Raw genomic sequence first — 20,110 nt, 5'->3', positions numbered from 1 at the left:
TTTGATGTTATAGTGTGTAGTATATTGTTAAGGTGTACCCTTAATCTGTAAAAAAATGTAGTAAATGTTAATTTTACTGAACTTTAATCTTATCTATTAGGATACTGCTTAAGTAAAATTGCATCATAGGTGTAAGCGCACTCACTTCTGTGCGGTTACACGGACCACTTAATTTGCTTAGGCTAGATAATTTAGAGAGCATTTGATATTCAGGGATTTTCACTTCTTTACCCACTCTCGCCATACGCGCTTCTTCGGTGTTTTGCTGGTGGATAAACGCAACAACTTCTAACTCGTTTGTAATTCTTTGCTCTTCACTTAAGCTATAAATTAGCGGCTCTCGGTGAAAGCTGGCGCTGTCTATAGACGACGTGGCAAACCACACTACATCACCAGAAGCTTTGTGCGTTAAACGCATGTTAACCTCTGCAAATATAGATGCACATTGCTGCGTTGGGTATTGATTTGCAATACTGTTAAACAGAGGGGATTTTTTTTCTGGTGTGACAAGTGAGTACTGTGTGTTTTCTTTAAATGTTAAGTCGAGCTTTTGAATGGTAAGCGTGTAATCACTGTTATTTTTACTTGTGACTTTAAGTTGTTTATCGTTAAGAGCTTGGCTTATTTGTGAAAGCAGTGTATCGGTTACGCTTGCTTTATCGGTAATTATTTTTACCGTTTGATTTTGTAAAACTTTGTGCGCAGGTAATTGCACCGACTTTACTTTTGGTGAAGCATGCTCAGTTTGGTATTTGAGCTGATATGTTTGAGTTTTTAGTGCTGGCTTTAGCGGCATAGCCAAAGGCTCTGCTGGTTGTTTGGTAATGGCACAACCTGATGATAATAAAACAAAAAGTAATACAACTAAAAAACGCATAAATACTTAACACCCACAAAAAGTACAATAATTTTTGTATTGTACGTTAGTCCAAAGAAAAGTTCATGATATTATGCATATAGACGCAGTTAAAAAGACAAAGTATTAAAAAATGAAGCGCTTACCACTTTTAAAGTATTGCTTAGCTGCAGTGTGTTATGTGTATGCAACCGTTAGTTTTGCAGCGCAGCAAGACCCAAATTGGGATAGTTTTGTAAAAAAATATGGCCGTTACGCAGAAAAAAAACTCGCGAGTAAGGGCATACCTGGTGCCGCACTCTCCATAGTTAATTTAGGCAACAGTGATTACATCCATGGAGTTGGGCGCACTAAAGCCCGAAATGGTCAAAAGGTTAATGTTCATACTCGTTTTAGATTGGCGTCAGTATCCAAAACATTTGCAGGTTCGCTAGCTGCAAAATTATCTAGTGATGGGCTCATAAAATTAGATAACTACGTCAGTGATTACCTACCTGATTTTAAAGGCACAGTATACGAAGAGGATTTAAAAGTTTATCACTTATTGAGTCACTCTAGCGGCTTGGTGCCAAATGCGTACGACAACTTAATTGAATCGCGGATGGACTATCCCGATATAGTTCAAAAGCTGGTGACAGTTAAACCTATTTGCGAGCCTGGGATATGTTACGGTTATCAGAATGTCATGTTTAGCTTAATTGATGATGTTATTTTAAAAAGTACCAATAAAGATTATTCACAATGGCTAAATGAAGGTATTTTTCAGCCACTCAAAATGATTGATGCCAGCTTGGGTTTTGAAGCCATGGTAGCTGATAACAATTATGCACTACCGCACGTACGTGGAAAAAAACGGTGGTACACCGCAAAGCTTAAGAAAAACTATTACAAAGTTGGGCCTGCTGCGGGGGTTAACGCCAGTGCAAGCGATATGGCTATTTGGTTAAAGGCGCAATTAGGTCACTACCCTGAAGTGTTATCACTTGATGCATTGTCTAAACAAACTCGGCCATACACACGCACGAAAAAAGAAATGTACCGCAGGGTATGGAAAAAACAACTTAACGAAGCTTATTACGGTTTAGGTTGGCGAGTATACAATTACGACAATGAAACCTTGTATTACCACAGTGGCTGGGTACAAGGATACAGAAGCGACTTAGTGGTATTTCCCCATTTAAATATTGGCTTTAGCTTGGTGTTAAACGCTGAAACTGGGTTAATTAATGAATTAACAACCGAGTTTATTAATCGGTTATTAAAGTACAAACGTGAGCAGAAGGTATGAAAATAAAACAGGGTGTTTTTATTTTATTATGTGCAGTTTTATTTAAAAGCCACTATGTATTTTCGGCTCCAGAAAAAATATACCTTTTTCGCCATAGTGAAAAATTAGCGGGAAAAGACCCGGAGCTCACACAACAAGGCAATAAGCGGGCTCAGCATTTAGTTTCATTATTTAAACAATACGATAGGGTTCATGTATTTAGTAGTAACTATAAACGCACCTTACAAACAGCAGCACCTCTTGCTGCGCATTTTGATTCACAAATACAAATTTACAATGCTAGAGATTTGGTAGATTTAAAAAACCAAATAGTGTTGTTGGAAGGGGTAGTTGCTATGATTGGTCATAGTAATACAACGCCTGACCTTGCCGTGTTGCTTTCAAATGAAGAAGTAGCGCCCATGAATGAAATGCAGTTTTCACGCTACTTTTTGTTAAGCCAAAAAGAACACAGTTCAGAAATAAAATATTTGCTTGAAGACTTAGAAATGAATTTTACTTTTGAAAATTCAGGTTTAAATAAATTATAAAAAAAACCAGCTATCAGCTGGTTTTTTTATTTAGTGCGATAAATTATACAAAAAGTATATTAGTTACGCGGCAGTTGAATTTTTTTCTCAGGGCTTTGGCGGTAAAGCACAATTGTGTGGCCAATTGTTTGAAGCTTTGTTGCACCTGTTTCACGAACGATTGCTTCAAAAATAAGCGCTTTAGTTTCACGATCATCAGTCGGTACTTTAACTTTGATTAATTCGTGAATTTCTAATGCACTTTGAATTTCCATCACTACGCCTTCGGTTAAACCGTTAGAACCTAGTAAAACTACAGGCTTGAGGCTATGTGCCTCGCCTTTTAAAAACTGCTTTTGTTTATTTGATAATGTCATGTTTATACAAATTTTGCTGAATATGGCTTGAATTAAGGGTATTCTAACGCCATCTAGAGAATATTACTAATTAGTTGCGTGTAATTTATGACAAATAAAAAACAGTCAGCCAGTTCACAGCGATGGTTGAAAGAACATTTTGATGACAAATATGTTCAGGAAGCGCAAAAAAAAGGCTGGCGTTCAAGAGCGGTTTTTAAATTAGATGAAGTACAAAATAGAGATAAGTTACTTCGCCCTGGTATGACTGTGGTGGATTTAGGGGCAGCCCCAGGTAGTTGGTCACAGTATTTAGCCGAAAAAGTAGGTGACAAAGGGCAGGTTGTTGCTTGTGATATTTTACCTATGGACTCTTTAGCTGGTGTAGATTTTTTACAAGGTGATTTTCGCGAAGAAGCCGTGTTAGATGCTTTACTAAAACGCATTGATGGAAAAAATGTTGATGTGGTACTCTCTGATATGGCACCGAATATGAGTGGTAATAACTCAGTGGACCAAGCTGGAAGCATGTACTTAGTCGAGCTTGCGCTAGATATGTGTAATCAAGTTTTAAAGAAAAATGGCGCATTTATTGTTAAGGTTTTCCAAGGAGAAGGCTTTGATCAATACTTGCAGGAAGTACGTAATAGTTTTAAAGCAGTGAAAATACGCAAACCTGATGCCTCACGTGCCCGTTCTCGGGAAGTATATATAGTAGCGACTGGATACAAACTGTAGTACAGTTGCTTGGCGTTTAGTTGAATTTAAATTAATTGGATACAAGAGGTTAACCCCTTGAGCGATATGGCGAAAAATTTAATATTATGGCTGGTCATTGCAGTTGTGCTTATGTCAGTCTTTCAGAGCTTTAATGGTGGCGAGCAAATCGACCGTCAAACAAGTTACAGTCAGTTTGTAAAAGATGCCCGAAATGGCTCAATACAAGAAGTGGCAATCGAGAGCACCAGTGGAACAATCACCGGTACTAAAAATAATGGTGAGCGTTTTCAAACCATTATGCCAATTTACGACAAAGACATTTTAAATGACTTACTTAAAAGTGATGTAAATGTGAAAGGTGTAAAACCTGAAGAACAATCATTTTTAGCAAGCATATTTATTTCTTGGTTCCCAATGATACTGCTTATTGGTGTATGGATTTTCTTCATGCGTCAAATGCAAGGCGGTGGCGGCAAAGGCGCTATGTCATTCGGTAAGAGCAAAGCACGTTTAATGAGCGAAGACCAAATTAAAACTACGTTCGCTGATGTGGCTGGTTGTGATGAAGCAAAAGAAGACGTTACCGAATTGGTCGATTTTTTGCGTGACCCGTCTAAATTCCAAAAATTAGGCGGTAGTATTCCAAAAGGTGTACTAATGGTTGGCCCACCAGGTACTGGTAAAACATTGCTTGCTAAAGCTGTTGCGGGTGAAGCAAAAGTACCATTTTTCACAATTTCGGGTTCTGACTTTGTAGAAATGTTTGTAGGTGTAGGTGCATCGCGCGTACGTGACATGTTTGAACAAGCAAAAAAAGCAGCGCCTTGTATTATCTTCATTGATGAAATTGATGCAGTAGGTCGTAAACGTGGCGCAGGTATGGGCGGCGGTAACGATGAACGCGAGCAAACATTAAACCAAATGCTGGTAGAAATGGATGGCTTTGGTGGTAATGAAGGCATCATTGTTATTGCTGCGACTAACCGCCCAGACGTACTAGACCCAGCATTACTTCGTCCTGGTCGTTTTGACCGTCAAGTAGAAGTAGGTTTACCTGATATACGCGGTCGTGAACAAATTATTAAAGTACATATGCGTAAAGTACCACTAGGTGATAACGTTGATGCGGCTGTAATCGCGCGCGGCACACCCGGTTTTTCGGGGGCTGATTTAGCTAACTTAGTTAACGAAGCTGCACTTTATGCTGCGCGTGGTAACAAACGTGTTGTAAACATGGCTGAATTTGATGCCGCTAAAGACAAAATCATGATGGGCGCAGAGCGCAAGACCATGGTGATGAGCGAGCAAGAAAAAGAAATGACGGCATATCACGAAGCCGGCCATGCAATTGTTGGACGCATGGTGCCAGAACATGACCCTGTTTATAAGGTATCTATCATTCCACGTGGCCGTGCGCTAGGTGTAACTATGTATTTACCTGAGCAAGACCGTGTTAGTCATTCTAAAGAGCTTTTAGAGTCAATGATCTCTAGCCTCTATGGTGGCCGAATTGCTGAAGCCCTTATTTACGGTGCCGATAAAGTGACTACCGGTGCGAGTAACGATATTGAGCGTGCAACAGATATAGCACGCAAAATGGTTACACATTGGGGTCTAAGCGAAAAACTAGGACCACTACTTTACGCTGAAGATCAAAACGAAATGTACATGGGTGGTGGCGGTAGTCGCGCATCTAGCATGTCGGATGATACAGCTAAAGTAATTGATGCAGAGGTTCGTTTATTTTCAGATAGAAACTACGAGCGTGCCGAAAAAATACTGAAAGACAATATTGATATTCTTCATTCAATGAAAGATGCATTGATGAAATACGAAACGATTGATGCTAAGCAAATTGATGATTTAATGGCGCGTCAGCCAGTGCGTGAGCCTCGCGATGCTCATGACCGTCATGAGCCAAAAGCAGCAAAAACAGATTCTGTAAAAGAACCTGTTAGTGATGAAAGCCAATCAACAATAGAATCATCTAAAAAAGATGAAACAAATATTGATGACAAAGCTGAATAATCGTTAAAATACTAAAAAAGCCCCGTACTTCGGGGCTTTTTTGTATCGGTTTTAATTTCGCTCTAATTTATAGTTAGAGTGTGTTTGGACGGTGAAATGCAAACAAGGCTCACGATGAATAACGTTATTAATTTGCCAAATGGTCGAACGCTTAATTTAATTGAACCTGTGATTATGGGGATATTAAATGTAACCCCTGATTCATTTTCAGATGGTGGGAAGTTTATAGACCCTAATCTTGCTGTACAGCGCGCAATAAAACTATTAAGTGATGGCGCAAAAATAATAGATATTGGTGGTGAGTCAACGCGTCCGGGTGCTCAGGCTGTAAGTCTTGATGATGAGCTTGAACGAGTAATTCCTATTATAAAGGCGATACGTGCCCAGAGTGATTGTGTTATTTCTGTCGATACGAGTAAAGCTGAGGTGATGAGGCAGGCTATTTTAGCGGGGGCAGATATGGTAAATGATGTTCGCGCATTACAAGAACCTGACGCACTGAGTGTTGTTGCACAATTTGAAAATATCGCAATTTGTTTAATGCACATGCAAGGTCAGCCCCGAAGTATGCAAACGTCTCCTCAGTATAATGATTTAATGGGCGATATTAATGAGTTTTTTAAAAATCGCATTATTGCCTGTGAGACAATGGGGATAAAAGCTCAACAGCTTATTCTTGACCCTGGCTTTGGATTTGGAAAAACATTAAGCCATAACTACGAAATTTTAACCAAGTTTAATGACTTCAATAAATTAGGTTTGCCATTATTAGCGGGGTTATCTCGTAAGTCGATGATTGGCAATCTGTTAAACAGAGGCACGAGTGAACGAATGGCCGGTAGTTTAGCCGGCGCTCTTATTGCCGCACAAAATGGCGCAAAAATAATTCGTGTTCACGACGTAAAAGAAACTGCAGATGTACTCGGTGTTTACCAAGCGTGCATAAAAGGAATAATAGAATGAAACAAAGAAAATATTTTGGCACAGATGGCGTGCGTGGTTTAGTGGGGACAGCACCTATAAACCCTGAGTTTGCAATGAAGCTAGGTTGGGCTGCAGGACGTGTATTATCAAAAGGTGGAACCAAAAAAGTTATTATTGGTAAAGACACGCGTATTTCAGGTTACATGCTTGAGACGGCACTTGAAGCGGGTTTAATAGCTGCCGGTATTGATGTTGTTCTTCTAGGTCCAATGCCAACGCCAGCCGTTGCTTATTTAGCACAAACATTTAGGGCTGAGGCCGGTATTGTAATAAGCGCTTCACATAACCCCTATTACGACAACGGCATTAAATTTTTTAATGGTCAAGGCTTAAAACTGGATGACGCTGTTGAGCTTGAAATAGAGGCCATGCTTGATGAGCAAATGACCTGTGTGGCTTCAGATAAGTTAGGTAAAGCAACACGTTTGGCTAGTGCTGATGGCCGTTACATTGAGTTTTGTAAGAGTCAATTTCCACAAGGGCTGTCTTTAGAGGGATTAAAAGTGGTTATAGATTGCGCTAACGGCGCAACATACCATATTGCACCATCAGTTATGCGAGAGCTTGGTGCAGACGTAATTACACATGCTTGTGAGCCAAATGGCGTTAATATAAATCACGAATGTGGTGCAACTCATGTAGACACCTTAAAACGTAAAGTACTTGAGCATAAAGCTGATGTAGGCATAGCTTATGATGGTGACGGCGATCGCGTAATGATGGTTGATCATAATGGCCGCGTATTTGATGGCGACGATTTAGTTTATATTATTGCGTGCCAGGCAGCGAACGATCATATATTGGGTGGCGGTGTTGTTGGTACTGTGATGTCAAATATGGGGCTCGAAAATGCATTAAAAGCAAAAGGTATTGAGTTTGCTCGAAGCAAAGTTGGCGATCGCTATGTAATGGAATTACTGCAGCAAAAAGGGTGGAAAATTGGTGGAGAGAGCTCAGGGCATGTACTTAATCTAGACTTAATTTCAACGGGTGATGGTATCATATCAAGCTTACAAGTGCTGGCTGCTATGGTTGCACAAAATAGAACGCTTCAAGATTTAGGCGCCGGTTTTACAAAATACCCAATGAAAATGATTAACGTGCGTTATACACCGGGTACCGATCCTACAATGGCGCCAAAAGTGCTTGCGGCAGTCGAAGAAGTGGAACAAAGCTTGGGCAATAAAGGCCGCGTTTTACTCCGTAAATCAGGCACTGAACCTGTCGTTCGTGTTATGGTTGAAGCAGAGCAAGAAAAAATAGTATTAGACAGTGCACGTAAGATTGCAGAGATTGTCGAATCTATGAGCAAACAACCTGATTGATAACAATAACCTCTTGTAACTTTGGGCGATAAAAGTTAATATCTCGCCCGCTTTCTAATGTGGAGTGGAAAATGGCAATACGTAAGGCAATGGTCGCTGGCAATTGGAAAATGAATGGTTCAATAGAGCTAGTCAAAGATATGTCGGATGCTATAAATAGTATTAAATCATCAGAAATAGATGTTATTTTATTTCCTCCATTCCCACTTGTTTCAGCAATGATTGCAAACGGTGTTAATACAGGTGCTCAAACTGTATCTGAAAACACGCCAGGCGCTTTTACTGGTGAAGTTGATGCACAACTATTGAAAGACCTTGGCGTAAATTATGCGCTAGTTGGCCATTCAGAGCGTCGTAGTATTTATAACGAGAGCAGCGATGTTATTGCTGATAAATTTGCTAGAGCACAATCAGCAGGTTTAATCCCCGTTCTTTGTGTTGGCGAGAGTGAAACAGAGCAAGAAAGTGGACAAACAGAACATGTAGTTGCTGCTCAAATAGATGCGGTAATTAAAAAATTAGGTGTAGCAGCGCTGAAAGATTCTGTGATAGCATACGAGCCCGTTTGGGCCATAGGCACAGGTAAGACTGCATCGCCAGAACAGGCACAAGCTGTTCACAAATTTATCCGTGACAAAATTGCTTCTTTAGACAGTGATTTAGCACAAGGGCTTACCATCTTATATGGTGGAAGCGTTAACGAAAAAAATAGCGAATTATTATTTGCACAACCAGATATTGACGGTGGCCTTATTGGAGGTGCCAGTCTAAAAGCAGCATCTTTTGTTGCTATCTGTAACAGTGCAAAAGGGACCGTATAAGATGTACGAAATTTTATTAGTAGTTTATTTAGTTGTAGCTTTAGCTTTAGTTGGTATGGTTTTAATCCAACAAGGTAAGGGTGCTGATATGGGGTCTTCGTTTGGTGCAGGCGCTTCTGGAACTGTATTTGGTTCTTCAGGTGCTGGTAACTTTATGACAAAGACGACAACAAGCTTAGCAACAGTCTTTTTTGTGCTGAGTATTGTTCTAGGTAACTTAACAGCCGGTCAGATAAAACAGACTGATGAATGGGAAAACTTAGAAGCAGCACCTGCTGTAGAAACAGTGGTACCTGTTCAAGAAGATGTTCCTGTTACTTCTAACGAAGAAAGTAACTCAGACGTACCAAACTAATACAGTTTACCGTTCAGCTATTTGTTAACCTCAAACAAATAAACAAAGTGAACAAAAATTTAAAATGCGGATGTGGTGGAATTGGTAGACACGCTACCTTGAGGGGGTAGTGCTTTCGGGCGTGGGGGTTCAAGTCCCCCCATCCGCACCAAATTTAAAACCAGTAGCAGCAATGCTACTGGTTTTTTTATATCTAAAATTTGTTTTGATTGTTTTTTGCACTTTAAACGTTTGTGTACCAACAATAATTTAGGTTATGTTGTTGGTCTTTTCTACGAAAAACATATCGTGTACCCAATAATGTTTATTTTTTTGTGTTAATTTTAGTTTTTAGCTTAATTAATGATTAAAATGAGAAAAAAAACTAGAAATTTTACAAATTTAACTCACACTTATCAGTATTGAGCCGATAATATATTTAGATAACTCAAAAAGGTAAATAGTATGGCTTCAGGCTTCTCTTTTCAAAACCTAAGCATAACTAAAAAAATACATGCAATAACATGTATTGCAGTTGTTGCTTTTATAATTATGGTATTAATTAATTTTCTTGCCATAGATGATAATAGGGCTTCTTTAGATGAAATGGGGAATTCTTCATATAAAGTTGTAAAGTTAACATCAGCGAATGTAGGGCTGTTAGAAAAACTCGATGAGCTTTACACACAAGCAGTGACATTTGGTGAACAAGACTTAATAACCAAAGCTGATGACACTTACAAAACAATTGAATCAAATATAAATCTAATTAAGCAGATTAGTAATGGCTACATTAGTAATGATGTAGTGAAAGAATTAGCCGACTACGAAAAAATCTCAGCAACCATTGCTAATGGAATGGTAAATGGCACTGCCGACTTTAGTAAAATCCAGCAGCAGGCACAGTTAAAAACAAGTCTTTATGGTTCTGTGTTAGAAAGCTTTAAAGCAGCGCAACAAAAAGCTGATAATCGTTTTTTTGAATTAGTTGAAAGCACTAACACACGTTCTGATAATGCACTTACTTTAATGCTTGCTGTGTCTATCGTGTCTTTATTGCTGCTTTTGTTTATGGCTATATGGATAGCAAAAAATATTGGCTCTTCAGCAAGTGATGCAGCAAATAATTTAAGCTTATTAGCGAATGGTAAAGGGTCTTTGAGTACTCAGTTAACCGTAAATTCTAAAGACGAAATTGGCCAAGTTTCTATCAACTTTAATGCTTTTATTGCGCTATTGAAAGAAACCGTACTTGAAGTAATTGCTGTATGTGAACCTCTAATGGAAAACTCTACCCGATTAGTACAAGGCATGGAGCAGGCAGAGCGTGCAACAACCAAACAAACAACAGACGCTGAAATTGTTAAGCAATCAATGGAAGAGATGAAGCAAAGTGTGGGTGATATTTCTCAATCTGCAGCAAATGCATCACATGCCGCTGAAACAGCAGAAAAAGAAGTAGAACAAAGCCGTACACAAGTACAAATGTCAGTAAATGCGTCTCGTACATTGAGTGATGAAATTAACCAAGCAGCAACAACAATTAATAAACTTGCGGACGACACAAAAAATGTATCGCAAATATTGAATGTAATTACTTCAATTGCCGATCAAACCAACTTACTTGCTCTAAATGCAGCTATTGAGGCAGCACGAGCTGGTGAACACGGTCGTGGGTTTGCGGTAGTAGCTGATGAAGTACGAGAGCTTGCTTCACGAACCGCACATTCAACTAATGAAATACGCGAATTGTTAGGTGCGTTAACAACCGCCGCTAATGACTCGGTTACTGCGATGACCTCAGCGCGTGATATGGCTACAGATAATGCAACAGCGGCTGAAAAAACAGGTATATCAATAGAGAAAATAGCTGAGCAAATGTTAGAAATAAACGGCATGAACTCTCAGATTGCAGCCGCGACAGAAGAGCAAACATCGGTTGCAGCCATGGTTGTAGAAAATGTCTCTAATATGCATGTTTCTTTTGAAGACACTATGGACTCATTACTTGCTGTAAGGGATGTAGCTAAAAACCTACATTACTTATCAGATAACCTGCTAGATGCAACAGCCAAATTTAGAATTGAGTGATATATAGGTAAAATTAACACCAATAGAGCCTCCAAGTGGAGGCTTTTTTGTTTTGCAGGCTATTAGGTATTACCGACCTGCAATAACAGAGCAATTTAAAGTGCAAGACTGGGCGAAAACTGTACTATTTACATTGAGGAATTGGATAACAAACTTTTACCTTGCTTATTAACGCGTTTCCCATATTTTTAATAGCTTAGTTAATTAAGCCAATTGATATAACTTTTTACAGGCATAAAAAAACCACCATTTGGTGGTTTTTTAATTTACCGTTTTAAACGGTTAAAAGGTCGCAACTACTTTTACGTTGCCACTCACTTTTGCGCTATCTACGTAGCCGATAGCATCAGCATTAGCTGCTACAAAATCTATGACAGCTTGATCAGAACCTAACTTCTCGGGTGGTGTACCTTTACCTGTAAACACAAGTTTAGACCAGTAAGCATTAAGCTGGCTACCAGATTTACCTACAACTTTATCGTTAAACTCATCTGCTGCAGCGGTACCATCTTGGTTTACTGGGTTTACCTTAGTACCATCACCAAATGATTTGGCTTTACCAAGGTATATCTTCTTAATAGTATCTGCGTCTAAAGCATTGGCGTTTCCAGCGTTAACTATTACCGCAACTTCTGCAAAAGCATTAATTGAGCACAATGAAAGTGCACTAGCTAAAATTAATTTTTTCATTATTTGCTCCAATTAAAATACAAGGTCAACGCCAACAGCAACAACATCAGTTTCTGTATCAGTTACATCGTCTTCAAAGCGGCTAAAATCGATTTTAAACGCTGCAGAAGGGTGAAAGTCGTAACGCGCGCCGATAGTGTATACATTGCTTTGCGCTTGAACACCTGTCAAGGCACCGTTTATAGCTGCATTAAGGCTTGGTACTGCTGCGATAGGGTCAAAGCGAGATGCATCATGCTTATCGTCATTATCTTCATACGTAAAATGGACTATAACGTCATCCAAGCGGTAACCTACAGATGCATAATATTGTGTTTGCTCAGTCAAAATACTGTTTTCTACTTCAAATTGTGTATATTCAGCATCAAATAAGAAATTATCATAATCAATTGAGAAGCCAAAGCCGAAAAAGCTGCTGTCATCTTCGTTTATTGCAATATCGTCAGCTAACGTGTTTAAGCTGTTTGCGCGAAGTGCAGCTTCTAATCCATTTAATGCAGCGCCGCTGGGGTCTGTTCCGTCAAGTGCAAATGATGATTCAGCAATTAAATATGCAGCACGAACACTGAACCAGTCGTATGCAAGCGTCCAGTTAATGCCAGCAAAATCATTAAGCTCAGCTTGAGTTTTTTCAGTGATTGCGTCTATTTCACCATCAAAACTACCGTACATGACTTGTACTGTTGAATCCCAATCACCAAGTTGTGTATTGTGCAATAAGCTTAAACCTTCATAGGTAGAAAAAGGAATGCTATAAACAGATTGAGGCGGGCGTACCCAGCGGTAAGCGTAACCTACATCAATAAAATCTGAGTAACGGTAAAAAGGTACACGCATTTTACCCGCGCTAATTTGTAACTCGTCGCTTAGTTCATAAGTTACGTAGGCCCATTCAAATTCTGCGTCGAAATCATTCTCACCACGAGCAACAATTTGAGCTGTTGCCGTTAGTTTCTCCATTAGGTCAGCTGATAGCTGTAATGCAAAGACACTTTCGTTTTTAAATGAAATGTCATCATCATATCCATATAAGGTACTGTCGCTATCAAGGCTCTTTCCACCAACAATTGATGCAAAGCCATTGATTCGAACTTCGGCGCTAGCATAGTTTGTTGCTAAAGCCGCACATAATGCTACTGCTACAGATAGCTTTTTCATATGTATTTCCTATTAGTTAATTAGATGTTGATTCATGCGTATTATAGAAGTGAAATAGAGCTATATCTAATCAATTTAGCAAGTTAGTGATAAAAACTGATTAACTTAATGCTTTATCATTATTTTTTAAGTGGATATGCCAGGTGTTTTTAATGCAGGTTGCTGATTTTAAGTAAAATATCAAAATAAGTTTCAGCCAATTAAATTTAAGAACGTATATTTATTGCGCGAGGTTTTATGCCGTAATTGCATAAAAAGTAAATATCGCTGCAACGTGTTAATTTTTCCCCTATAAGGAACATTTGCATTTTTACCAAAAAATAAATACATAAATTCACAATTGTGTAATATAATGCCCTTCCAGAGGAAAGATGCTATCACGCATCTTTTTTTATGCCCAAAACTTACTGGTTGCACCAGTAAATGCATAATAAATAATTTACGGTATCCTTTGGAGAATATTTTGAAACTACGCAAACTCTCACAGTTAAGCCTAGCAATAGTTGCTGCCCTGACTACCTCAGTAAGTGCTGAAGAAACCAAAACAACTGCAAAACAAGATGCGTTTGAAAAAATCGAAGTTACAGCTCGTAAACGTACAGAGAGCTTGTTTGAATCTCCAACCGCTATCACATCAATTGGTGCTAACTTAATTGATAAAGCCAATATGAGTAACCTTGAAGATATTGGTAAATACGTTCCAAATTTAAACATCACACGTTACGGTGTAGGTAACGCAGCACATGCTTCGGTATTTATTCGTGGCATTGGCTTGCAAGATCACATTATTACAACCGATCCAGGTGTGGGTGTATACCTTGATGGTGTTTATTTAGGCCGTCAAATGGGGTCTAACCTATCATTGCCAAATGTTGAGCGTGTAGAAGTACTGCGCGGTCCACAAGGTACTTTATATGGTCGAAACACGTTAGGTGGTGCGGTAAACGTTATTACCAAACAACCAGGTGATGAAGGTATTTTAACAACGTCTGCAAAATTAGGTAGTCGTGGACGTATTGCTGGCGATATTTACTTCAATAACTCATTAAATGACGAAGTAAGTATGTCTGCAAGCGCGTCATACAAAACACGAGACGGTGTTGGCGAAGCGGTAAACCTAGCGAACCCAGAAAAAGAAATCGGTGAAGAAGAAGAGTTTAGCGGTCGTGTTGCTCTTAAATGGCAAGCCAATTCAGATCTTGCATTTACGTTTTCTTTAGACGGTGTTGATAACGAGTCAGGCCAATCTCCTTACACAATTGAACTGACAGAACCACTTGACCCAAATGATGTATTTAATGGTGACTTTCCATTACTTACACAAGACATGATCCCATCAGACCCAGATGATTTAGGGACTACTGTTGCTGGTATAGAGTCAACGTCATACTCTGGTTGGGGTACGTCTTTAACTGCTGATTGGGCGATTAACGATACATACACAGCTAAATTTATTTCAAGCTATCGTACATCTGAGTATGAAGGTGGCCTTGATGATGATGCATCACCTCTAAACTTATCAGAATTTCCTGAAGAAGGTGGAGCCGATCAGTACTCATTTGAGCTTCAGTTAAATGCAACATTCGACAACATGGATTTTGTTTCTGGTCTTTACTTCTTTAACGAAGATGGCTTCACTCGTTCAGGTCCTTTTGTATTTAGTCCGTTCAATACACCAAATGGCTTGTTGAATGATGGTGTTACTCCTTCATTTGGTGGCTACGGCGACTTTGAAATTAATCAAGAAACTAACTCATATGCAGCTTATATTAATGCTAGCTACGATTTAACTGATGATTTAACTGTTGGCGGTGGATTGCGTTATTCTAAAGACGAAAAAGACGCAAACGCGCAGTTCCCAACATTCCCTGTACCTAAGTTTGTAAGTGCTGATTTTGACGCGGTGACATGGGACATTAATGCATCATACCAAATCAGCAATAACATGAATGTGTATGGTCAAATTCAAAAAGGTTATCAAACTGGTGGCTTCCCACCGCGTCCATTTGGTGGACCAGATCAGTTTGTGTCGTTCGACGAAACTAAAGCGGTTAACTACGAAATGGGCTTGAAAGGCCAGGTACACGAAAACGTATCTATGATGTTAGCGGTATTTGTTACTGATTACACTGATTTAGCACTTCCGTTTTCAGATCCAACAGCGGGTGGTGGTTTTGTAACTATTGTTGAAAATGCGGGCCAATCAAAAGCACAAGGTATAGAGCTTGAAACCACCGTTGCTATCACTGACGACTTTACAATAAGAAGTGCTGTAGGTTACCTAGATTCAGAAATTACAGAGGTTGATGCCGGCGTTCAAGGTATTGGTAAAGGTGATTCACCGGCTTTAACACCTCGCTGGACTGTAATGGTTGCCCCATCATACTTTATGGATTTAGACAGCGGTGCAACAGTTGCACTTAATGCTAATTATTCATACCGTAGTGAAATGCAAGGTCAGTCAGTATATAGCCAAAGTGAAACAATTGATTCGCGTGAGTTAGTTGGTTTTAACATTTCTTACACTAACGCATATGGCGATATGGAAGTAACACTTTATGGCGAAAACGTTCTGAACGAAGTATACGATGTAGGTCGTTTACAACAATCAGGCTTTGTTGGAGTTATGAGAAGCAACGACCGTAGTGAATTTGGTTTAAAATTCAAAAAAGATTTTGAGTTATAAACTTAAATTTGCATAAAAATAGAATGTAATTTAAGCATTATATTTTATTTAGCTCAAAAGGCCGGATCAGTTTTTGATTCGGCCTTTTTAGTTTGTGCAAAGGTCTGGTTGTTCGATACAATGGCGCCTCTTAATTGCCAAATGGATTCTGTGATGAAAATTCTTGCCGATCAAAACATGCCTTTAGTTGAGCAGTACTTTTCAGGTTTTGGTGAGGTTGAACGGTTTGATGGACGTAACCTAAAACCCGACCAACTTATAGACGTAGATGTTTTACTCACACGATCAGTTACCAACGTTACCAGCGAATTATTGGCAAAAGCGAATAAGTTAAGTTTTGTTGGCACAGCTACTATTGGAATTGACCATATAGATACACAGCTGCTAAAAGAAAAAAATATCACATTTACTAGTGCGCCTGGTTGTAATGCCATTGCTGTTGCAGAGTATGTTATTAGCAGCTTATTTGCGCTAAGCCAAGAGAATGCCCGCCCACTAAACGGGCAAACTATAGGTATTGTTGGGGTAGGCAACATTGGTAGTTGTTTGGCGCAAAAGTTAAAAGCATTAAATGTAAAATTACTACTATGCGATCCTCTTAAGCATGAGCAAGGCTTACTTGATGAACATGTAGAGTTAGATGAGTTACTCACACAGTCAGATATTGTTACTTTTCATGTGCCACTTATTAAAAGTGGTGCGCATAGAACCTTGCACATGATGGATAAAGTGAGACTCAGTGCTTTAAAACCCGGTACTACGATAATTAATGCCAGCCGGGGCGATGTTATCGACAATTGTGCTTTACTTGATGTAATGCAAGGTGGTGCCAATTTAGATTTAGTGCTTGATGTATGGGAAAATGAGCCCAATATTTTGACCGATTTATTTGAACACGTTCGCTATGCCAGTGTACACATTGCAGGCCATACCTTAGAGGGTAAGGCAAGAGGTACACAAATGCTGTATCAAAAGCTATGCGAACTCAAAGGCGTTGAAGCTATGAAATCGTTAGGCGATTTTTTACCGGTACCAGCTATTACGCAGGCCACTGTTAGTTCAAGTTTCACAGAGCTAGACATAGCACGTTTAGTGCATACAATTTACNATGTACGAAGAGATGATGGGATTTTACTTCGTCATATAGAGTCTCATGGCTTTGATAGTTTACGTAAAAATTATCCTGTAAGAAGAGAATTTAGCACCTTAACCGTTAAAGGTGATGGCCCGCAACTAGCTGCCTTAGGCCAACTTGGTTTTACACTAACCAACTAATTATTAATATAACGGTGTTTTAATATCGTTTAAAGAGGAAAAAATATGTCGCAAAAATATAACGTTGCCGTACTTGGTGCTACTGGTTTAGTAGGGCGTCAAATTATCGAAACATTAGCAGATCGTAAATTTCCGGTTGATCAGCTATTTTTGCTTGCGAGCAGCCGCAGTGCAGGTGAAGATATTAAGTTTCGTGGTGAGACAATTGAAGTACAAGACGTTGAAGGCTTTGATTTTAGCCAAGCGCATATTGGATTGTTTTCTGCCGGTGGCAGCGTTTCAGAAAAATATGCCCCAATTGCAGCAGACGCAGGGTGTATAGTCATCGATAATACTTCACACTTCAGAAATGACTTTGAAATTCCACTTGTCGTACCGGAAGTAAACGCCTCAAGTTTAGCTGATTTTAGAAATCGCAACATTATTGCAAATCCTAATTGCTCAACTATTCAAATGATGTTGGCATTAAAACCAATTTACGATGCGTATGGTATCGACCGCATTAACGTATCGACCTACCAAGCGGTGTCAGGCGCAGGGAAAGAAGCTGTTGATGAGTTAGCAAAGCAAACTGCTAATTTGATGAATGCACGCCCAATGGATAATGAGATATTTCCAAAGCAAATAGCGTTTAATGTTATTCCTCAAATAGATAGTTTTGAAGATAATGGCTATACCCGCGAAGAGATGAAAATGGTAAACGAAACGCACAAAATATTGGGCGACACAACAATTGCCATAAACCCAACATGTGTGCGTGTTCCAGTGTTTTTTGGCCATTCTGAATCTATTAATATTGAAACACGTATGCAATATGACTTTGAACACGTTAAACAGCTGCTAAATGATGCGCCTGGTGTTGAGCTAATTGACGATGAAGGTGATTACCCAACCGCAGTATCAGATGCCAGTGGTAACGATACTGTATATGTAGGGCGTTTACGTGCTGATATTTCACACCCTCATGGCTTAAATATGTGGGTTGTTAGTGATAATACTCGCAAAGGCGCGGCAACTAATAGCGTTCAAATAGCTGAAGAATTAATAGCAAACTACATGTAACATTTTTGAATGTTAAATACTCTTTAAAAGCGGTAAGCACAATGTGTTTGCCGTTTTTTGTTTAAGAGGAGCGTCACTTTTTTGCCGCTTTTTGTAATATTTAATAAAGTTACTGATAATACTCAATAAATTAATATTAATAATGTGTTGTTAAGGCATTTCTTTTCAATGTGTTGCAATGGATATTGTGCCTTAAGTGGTTTATAGTTTGTAATTGGAATAGAGCTTGCAACAAAAATAGATTGTAATAACAAATGTGAGTCAGTCATTAGGCTGATAAGGCAAGAGCAATCAATGTTTACACACTTAGTTTAGAGTGCTTTGTAACATTTAGACATTAAAGGATCAGCATGCGCGGTTTGGCTATACTTTTAATATTAGCGTCTGCACTAGTAGTAACGCCTGTATATACACAAGATAGTACCCAATTAAAGGGGCCTAAAGGCGTTGACTATGGTGCTCAAGGGCGATCTATTGGTCCGATTAAACCTACCGATACACTTTGGCGTATAGCTGTAAAAGTACGCCCAGATAATTCAGTAAGTATTTATCAAGTTATGCAGGCCTTGTATAACAAAAACCCCGACTCATTTTTAGATCAAAACCTCAATCATATGCGAAGTGGGGCTTACTTAAAAATACCTACTTTATCTGAAATTAGACGTGTGAACACTCAACTTGCTAGGCAGCGTTCTGAGCAAGACGACGAGTTGTGGGAAAAGAAAAAAAACGGAACACTTACACAGACTGAAATAACAACGGCTCAAACACAAGTTACACAAGCACGTAAAGTTGATGTAGACGACGCCAAAAAAGAATTACAACAAGAAATAAAAGAGATCAAAACAGACCAAACTAATAAGTTAGTTGAGTTACAGCAGCAATTTAAAAGTTCAGTAACAAATGTTGAAGAGATTTTAGTTGAAAATAATAACCTTAAAAAACAACTAACTGGAATTTCTAAAGAGCTCGAAAATGTTCGCCAACAATTAGGTCAAGACAGTGAAATACAGCTGCAGTTAAAAGAATTAATACTTAAACAAAACGAAATAATTGCTCAGCAAAAAGCAAAAGAGGTAGAACCTGAAAGCGATTTTGACCTGCTTGCGCTTTTATCTAATCCCATAGTTCTTGGGCTATTAATGTTTATTCCTGGCTTATTGATTATTTTTGGTATTGTTATGTTTTTGCGTAAAAAAGCAAATAGCCAAGAAGAGCCTCAAGAAGATGATGAGTTTTTACCGCAAACGCCAACATATTCAAATGATGATGTATCAGACCCACTTGATGATCCTATTATTCCAGACCCACTTGATGATTTGAGTGTGCAGTTAGACGATCATCTTGAAGACGATATGCTTTCTGATGATGATTTATTAGAAGATGATACAGACGAGCTTGATGAATCTGACAATCTTCTTGATCAAGATGAGTTAGAAAGTTTACTCAGTGACGATATTGTTTTTGACGATGAAAGTGACGAAGACGATGAAGTTGACATTTTTATGCAGCAAGGGTTTGACGACACTGCTGATGATAGCTTAGACGACATTGATTTAGATTTAGACCAAGAACCGTCTGGAACTGATGATATTTTAAGTAATGATGACTTAGACAGTTTATTTGACGAAGATGACAGCCTACCTGAGTTTGACTCACCAACAGAAAAAGAACCAGACAATGACAGTTTAGAATCTAACGATGAAATGGCGGCACTGAGCGAAGAGCTGGCGACCGATGATTTTGATATAGATGATTTACTTGATCAAACTAGCGCCGAACCAGAAGTCACAGCGGATAAAACTCCTGGAGAAGATGACGATTTTGACTTAGATGACATTGACAGCTTAATTGATGAAGCTGGCGATGATTCAACGCAAGAAATTACAGCCGATGCGTTAGTTGAAGAAAGCGATGACTTTGACTT

Annotated in this window: 17 protein-coding genes, 1 tRNA gene and 1 pseudogene; 15 read left to right on the top strand and 4 right to left on the bottom strand. The window is 39.0% G+C overall.

What is annotated here, in order from left to right; all coding sequences use genetic code 11:
• Positions 1-73 precede the first annotated feature (73 nt).
• The gene (locus tag ATS71_RS10485) at positions 74-877 is read right to left on the bottom strand and encodes a hypothetical protein (protein ID WP_058404786.1); all 804 of its coding nucleotides are present in this window, start codon (positions 875-877) and stop codon (positions 74-76) included.
• 112 nt (positions 878-989) lie between these two features.
• Between ATS71_RS10485 and ATS71_RS10480 the strand changes: the two genes are divergently transcribed.
• Complete coding sequence (locus tag ATS71_RS10480; protein ID WP_058404785.1) at positions 990-2,144, top strand: serine hydrolase domain-containing protein; 1,155 nt, start codon at positions 990-992, stop codon at positions 2,142-2,144.
• Positions 2,141-2,674: a SixA phosphatase family protein gene (locus ATS71_RS10475; protein ID WP_058404784.1), complete on the top strand. Its 534-nt coding sequence runs from the start codon at positions 2,141-2,143 to the stop codon at positions 2,672-2,674. The genes ATS71_RS10480 and ATS71_RS10475 overlap by 4 nt, the downstream gene beginning before the upstream one ends.
• A gap of 59 nt (positions 2,675-2,733) precedes the next feature.
• Here the strand turns inward: ATS71_RS10475 and yhbY are convergent, their stop codons facing one another.
• Complete coding sequence (yhbY, locus tag ATS71_RS10470) at positions 2,734-3,030, bottom strand: ribosome assembly RNA-binding protein YhbY (RefSeq protein ID WP_006793908.1); 297 nt, start codon at positions 3,028-3,030, stop codon at positions 2,734-2,736.
• Positions 3,031-3,117: 87 nt separating this feature from the next.
• Here yhbY and rlmE point away from each other — a divergent pair, with 87 nt between their 5' ends.
• The 8 genes from rlmE (at position 3,118) to ATS71_RS10430 (ending at position 11,312) form a co-directional block, all read left to right on the top strand.
• On the top strand, positions 3,118-3,747 hold the full coding sequence (rlmE, locus tag ATS71_RS10465) for a 23S rRNA (uridine(2552)-2'-O)-methyltransferase RlmE (RefSeq protein WP_006793907.1): 630 nt from the start codon (positions 3,118-3,120) through the stop codon (positions 3,745-3,747).
• Positions 3,748-3,804: 57 nt separating this feature from the next.
• Complete coding sequence (gene ftsH / locus ATS71_RS10460) at positions 3,805-5,757, top strand: ATP-dependent zinc metalloprotease FtsH (RefSeq protein ID WP_201020867.1); 1,953 nt, start codon at positions 3,805-3,807, stop codon at positions 5,755-5,757.
• A 114-nt stretch (positions 5,758-5,871) separates the two neighbouring features.
• On the top strand, positions 5,872-6,720 hold the full coding sequence (gene folP / locus ATS71_RS10455; RefSeq protein ID WP_058404783.1) for a dihydropteroate synthase: 849 nt from the start codon (positions 5,872-5,874) through the stop codon (positions 6,718-6,720).
• Positions 6,717-8,066, top strand: coding sequence for a phosphoglucosamine mutase (gene glmM, locus ATS71_RS10450; protein WP_058404782.1), 1,350 nt, complete (start codon positions 6,717-6,719; stop codon positions 8,064-8,066). Before folP ends, glmM begins: the two co-directional genes overlap by 4 nt.
• A gap of 71 nt (positions 8,067-8,137) precedes the next feature.
• Positions 8,138-8,887, top strand: a complete 750-nt coding sequence (gene tpiA, locus ATS71_RS10445) for a triose-phosphate isomerase (RefSeq protein ID WP_058404781.1) — start codon at positions 8,138-8,140, stop codon at positions 8,885-8,887.
• A gap of 1 nt (position 8,888) precedes the next feature.
• Positions 8,889-9,242, top strand: coding sequence for a preprotein translocase subunit SecG (secG, locus tag ATS71_RS10440; RefSeq protein WP_058404780.1), 354 nt, complete (start codon positions 8,889-8,891; stop codon positions 9,240-9,242).
• A 66-nt stretch (positions 9,243-9,308) separates the two neighbouring features.
• Positions 9,309-9,393 (top strand) — tRNA-Leu (locus ATS71_RS10435).
• Positions 9,394-9,686: 293 nt separating this feature from the next.
• Positions 9,687-11,312: a methyl-accepting chemotaxis protein gene (locus tag ATS71_RS10430; protein WP_058404779.1), complete on the top strand. Its 1,626-nt coding sequence runs from the start codon at positions 9,687-9,689 to the stop codon at positions 11,310-11,312.
• A 282-nt stretch (positions 11,313-11,594) separates the two neighbouring features.
• On the opposite strand, the gene ATS71_RS10425 is transcribed toward ATS71_RS10430, so the two are convergent.
• Both ATS71_RS10425 and ATS71_RS10420 read right to left on the bottom strand, forming a co-directional pair.
• Positions 11,595-12,002: a hypothetical protein gene (locus ATS71_RS10425; protein ID WP_058404778.1), complete on the bottom strand. Its 408-nt coding sequence runs from the start codon at positions 12,000-12,002 to the stop codon at positions 11,595-11,597.
• Between the two features lie 12 nt (positions 12,003-12,014).
• Entirely contained in the window at positions 12,015-13,160 is a 1,146-nt protein-coding gene (locus tag ATS71_RS10420; RefSeq protein ID WP_058404777.1) for a porin, read from the bottom strand.
• Positions 13,161-13,623: 463 nt separating this feature from the next.
• Here ATS71_RS10420 and ATS71_RS10415 point away from each other — a divergent pair, with 463 nt between their 5' ends.
• The 5 genes and pseudogenes from ATS71_RS10415 to ATS71_RS10400 all read left to right on the top strand — a co-directional run.
• Positions 13,624-15,846, top strand: a complete 2,223-nt coding sequence (locus ATS71_RS10415; protein ID WP_058404776.1) for a TonB-dependent receptor — start codon at positions 13,624-13,626, stop codon at positions 15,844-15,846.
• 153 nt (positions 15,847-15,999) lie between these two features.
• Positions 16,000-16,953: pseudogene (locus ATS71_RS10410) on the top strand (4-phosphoerythronate dehydrogenase); the annotation flags it as partial.
• A 1-nt stretch (position 16,954) separates the two neighbouring features.
• The coding region (locus ATS71_RS19020; RefSeq protein WP_235591468.1) for a DUF3410 domain-containing protein at positions 16,955-17,121 on the top strand (167 nt) is incomplete at its 5' end.
• A 45-nt stretch (positions 17,122-17,166) separates the two neighbouring features.
• On the top strand, positions 17,167-18,183 hold the full coding sequence (locus ATS71_RS10405; protein WP_058404774.1) for an aspartate-semialdehyde dehydrogenase: 1,017 nt from the start codon (positions 17,167-17,169) through the stop codon (positions 18,181-18,183).
• Positions 18,184-18,533: 350 nt separating this feature from the next.
• A partial coding sequence (locus ATS71_RS10400) for a FimV/HubP family polar landmark protein (RefSeq protein WP_327078257.1) occupies positions 18,534-20,110 on the top strand: 1,577 nt, incomplete at its 3' end.

Source organism: Pseudoalteromonas sp. H71, assembly GCF_001468485.1.
In the GTDB taxonomy this organism is placed as follows: Bacteria; Pseudomonadota; Gammaproteobacteria; order Enterobacterales; family Alteromonadaceae; genus Pseudoalteromonas.
The sequence above is the reverse complement of the archived record's forward strand: the minus strand, read 5'-3'. Positions and strand labels throughout refer to the sequence as shown.

What these genes read in the sequence shown, in the direction of transcription:
- ATS71_RS10485 (WP_058404786.1), bottom strand. Translation starts at nt 877, where the DNA reads ATGCGTTTTTTAGTTGTATTACTTTTTGTTTTATTATCATCAGGTTGT.
- ATS71_RS10480 (WP_058404785.1), top strand. Translation starts at nt 990, where the DNA reads ATGAAGCGCTTACCACTTTTAAAGTATTGCTTAGCTGCAGTGTGTTAT.
- ATS71_RS10475 (WP_058404784.1), top strand. Translation starts at nt 2,141, where the DNA reads ATGAAAATAAAACAGGGTGTTTTTATTTTATTATGTGCAGTTTTATTT.
- yhbY (WP_006793908.1), bottom strand. Translation starts at nt 3,030, where the DNA reads ATGACATTATCAAATAAACAAAAGCAGTTTTTAAAAGGCGAGGCACAT.
- rlmE (WP_006793907.1), top strand. Translation starts at nt 3,118, where the DNA reads ATGACAAATAAAAAACAGTCAGCCAGTTCACAGCGATGGTTGAAAGAA.
- folP (WP_058404783.1), top strand. Translation starts at nt 5,872, where the DNA reads ATGAATAACGTTATTAATTTGCCAAATGGTCGAACGCTTAATTTAATT.
- glmM (WP_058404782.1), top strand. Translation starts at nt 6,717, where the DNA reads ATGAAACAAAGAAAATATTTTGGCACAGATGGCGTGCGTGGTTTAGTG.
- tpiA (WP_058404781.1), top strand. Translation starts at nt 8,138, where the DNA reads ATGGCAATACGTAAGGCAATGGTCGCTGGCAATTGGAAAATGAATGGT.
- secG (WP_058404780.1), top strand. Translation starts at nt 8,889, where the DNA reads ATGTACGAAATTTTATTAGTAGTTTATTTAGTTGTAGCTTTAGCTTTA.
- ATS71_RS10430 (WP_058404779.1), top strand. Translation starts at nt 9,687, where the DNA reads ATGGCTTCAGGCTTCTCTTTTCAAAACCTAAGCATAACTAAAAAAATA.
- ATS71_RS10425 (WP_058404778.1), bottom strand. Translation starts at nt 12,002, where the DNA reads ATGAAAAAATTAATTTTAGCTAGTGCACTTTCATTGTGCTCAATTAAT.
- ATS71_RS10420 (WP_058404777.1), bottom strand. Translation starts at nt 13,160, where the DNA reads ATGAAAAAGCTATCTGTAGCAGTAGCATTATGTGCGGCTTTAGCAACA.
- ATS71_RS10405 (WP_058404774.1), top strand. Translation starts at nt 17,167, where the DNA reads ATGTCGCAAAAATATAACGTTGCCGTACTTGGTGCTACTGGTTTAGTA.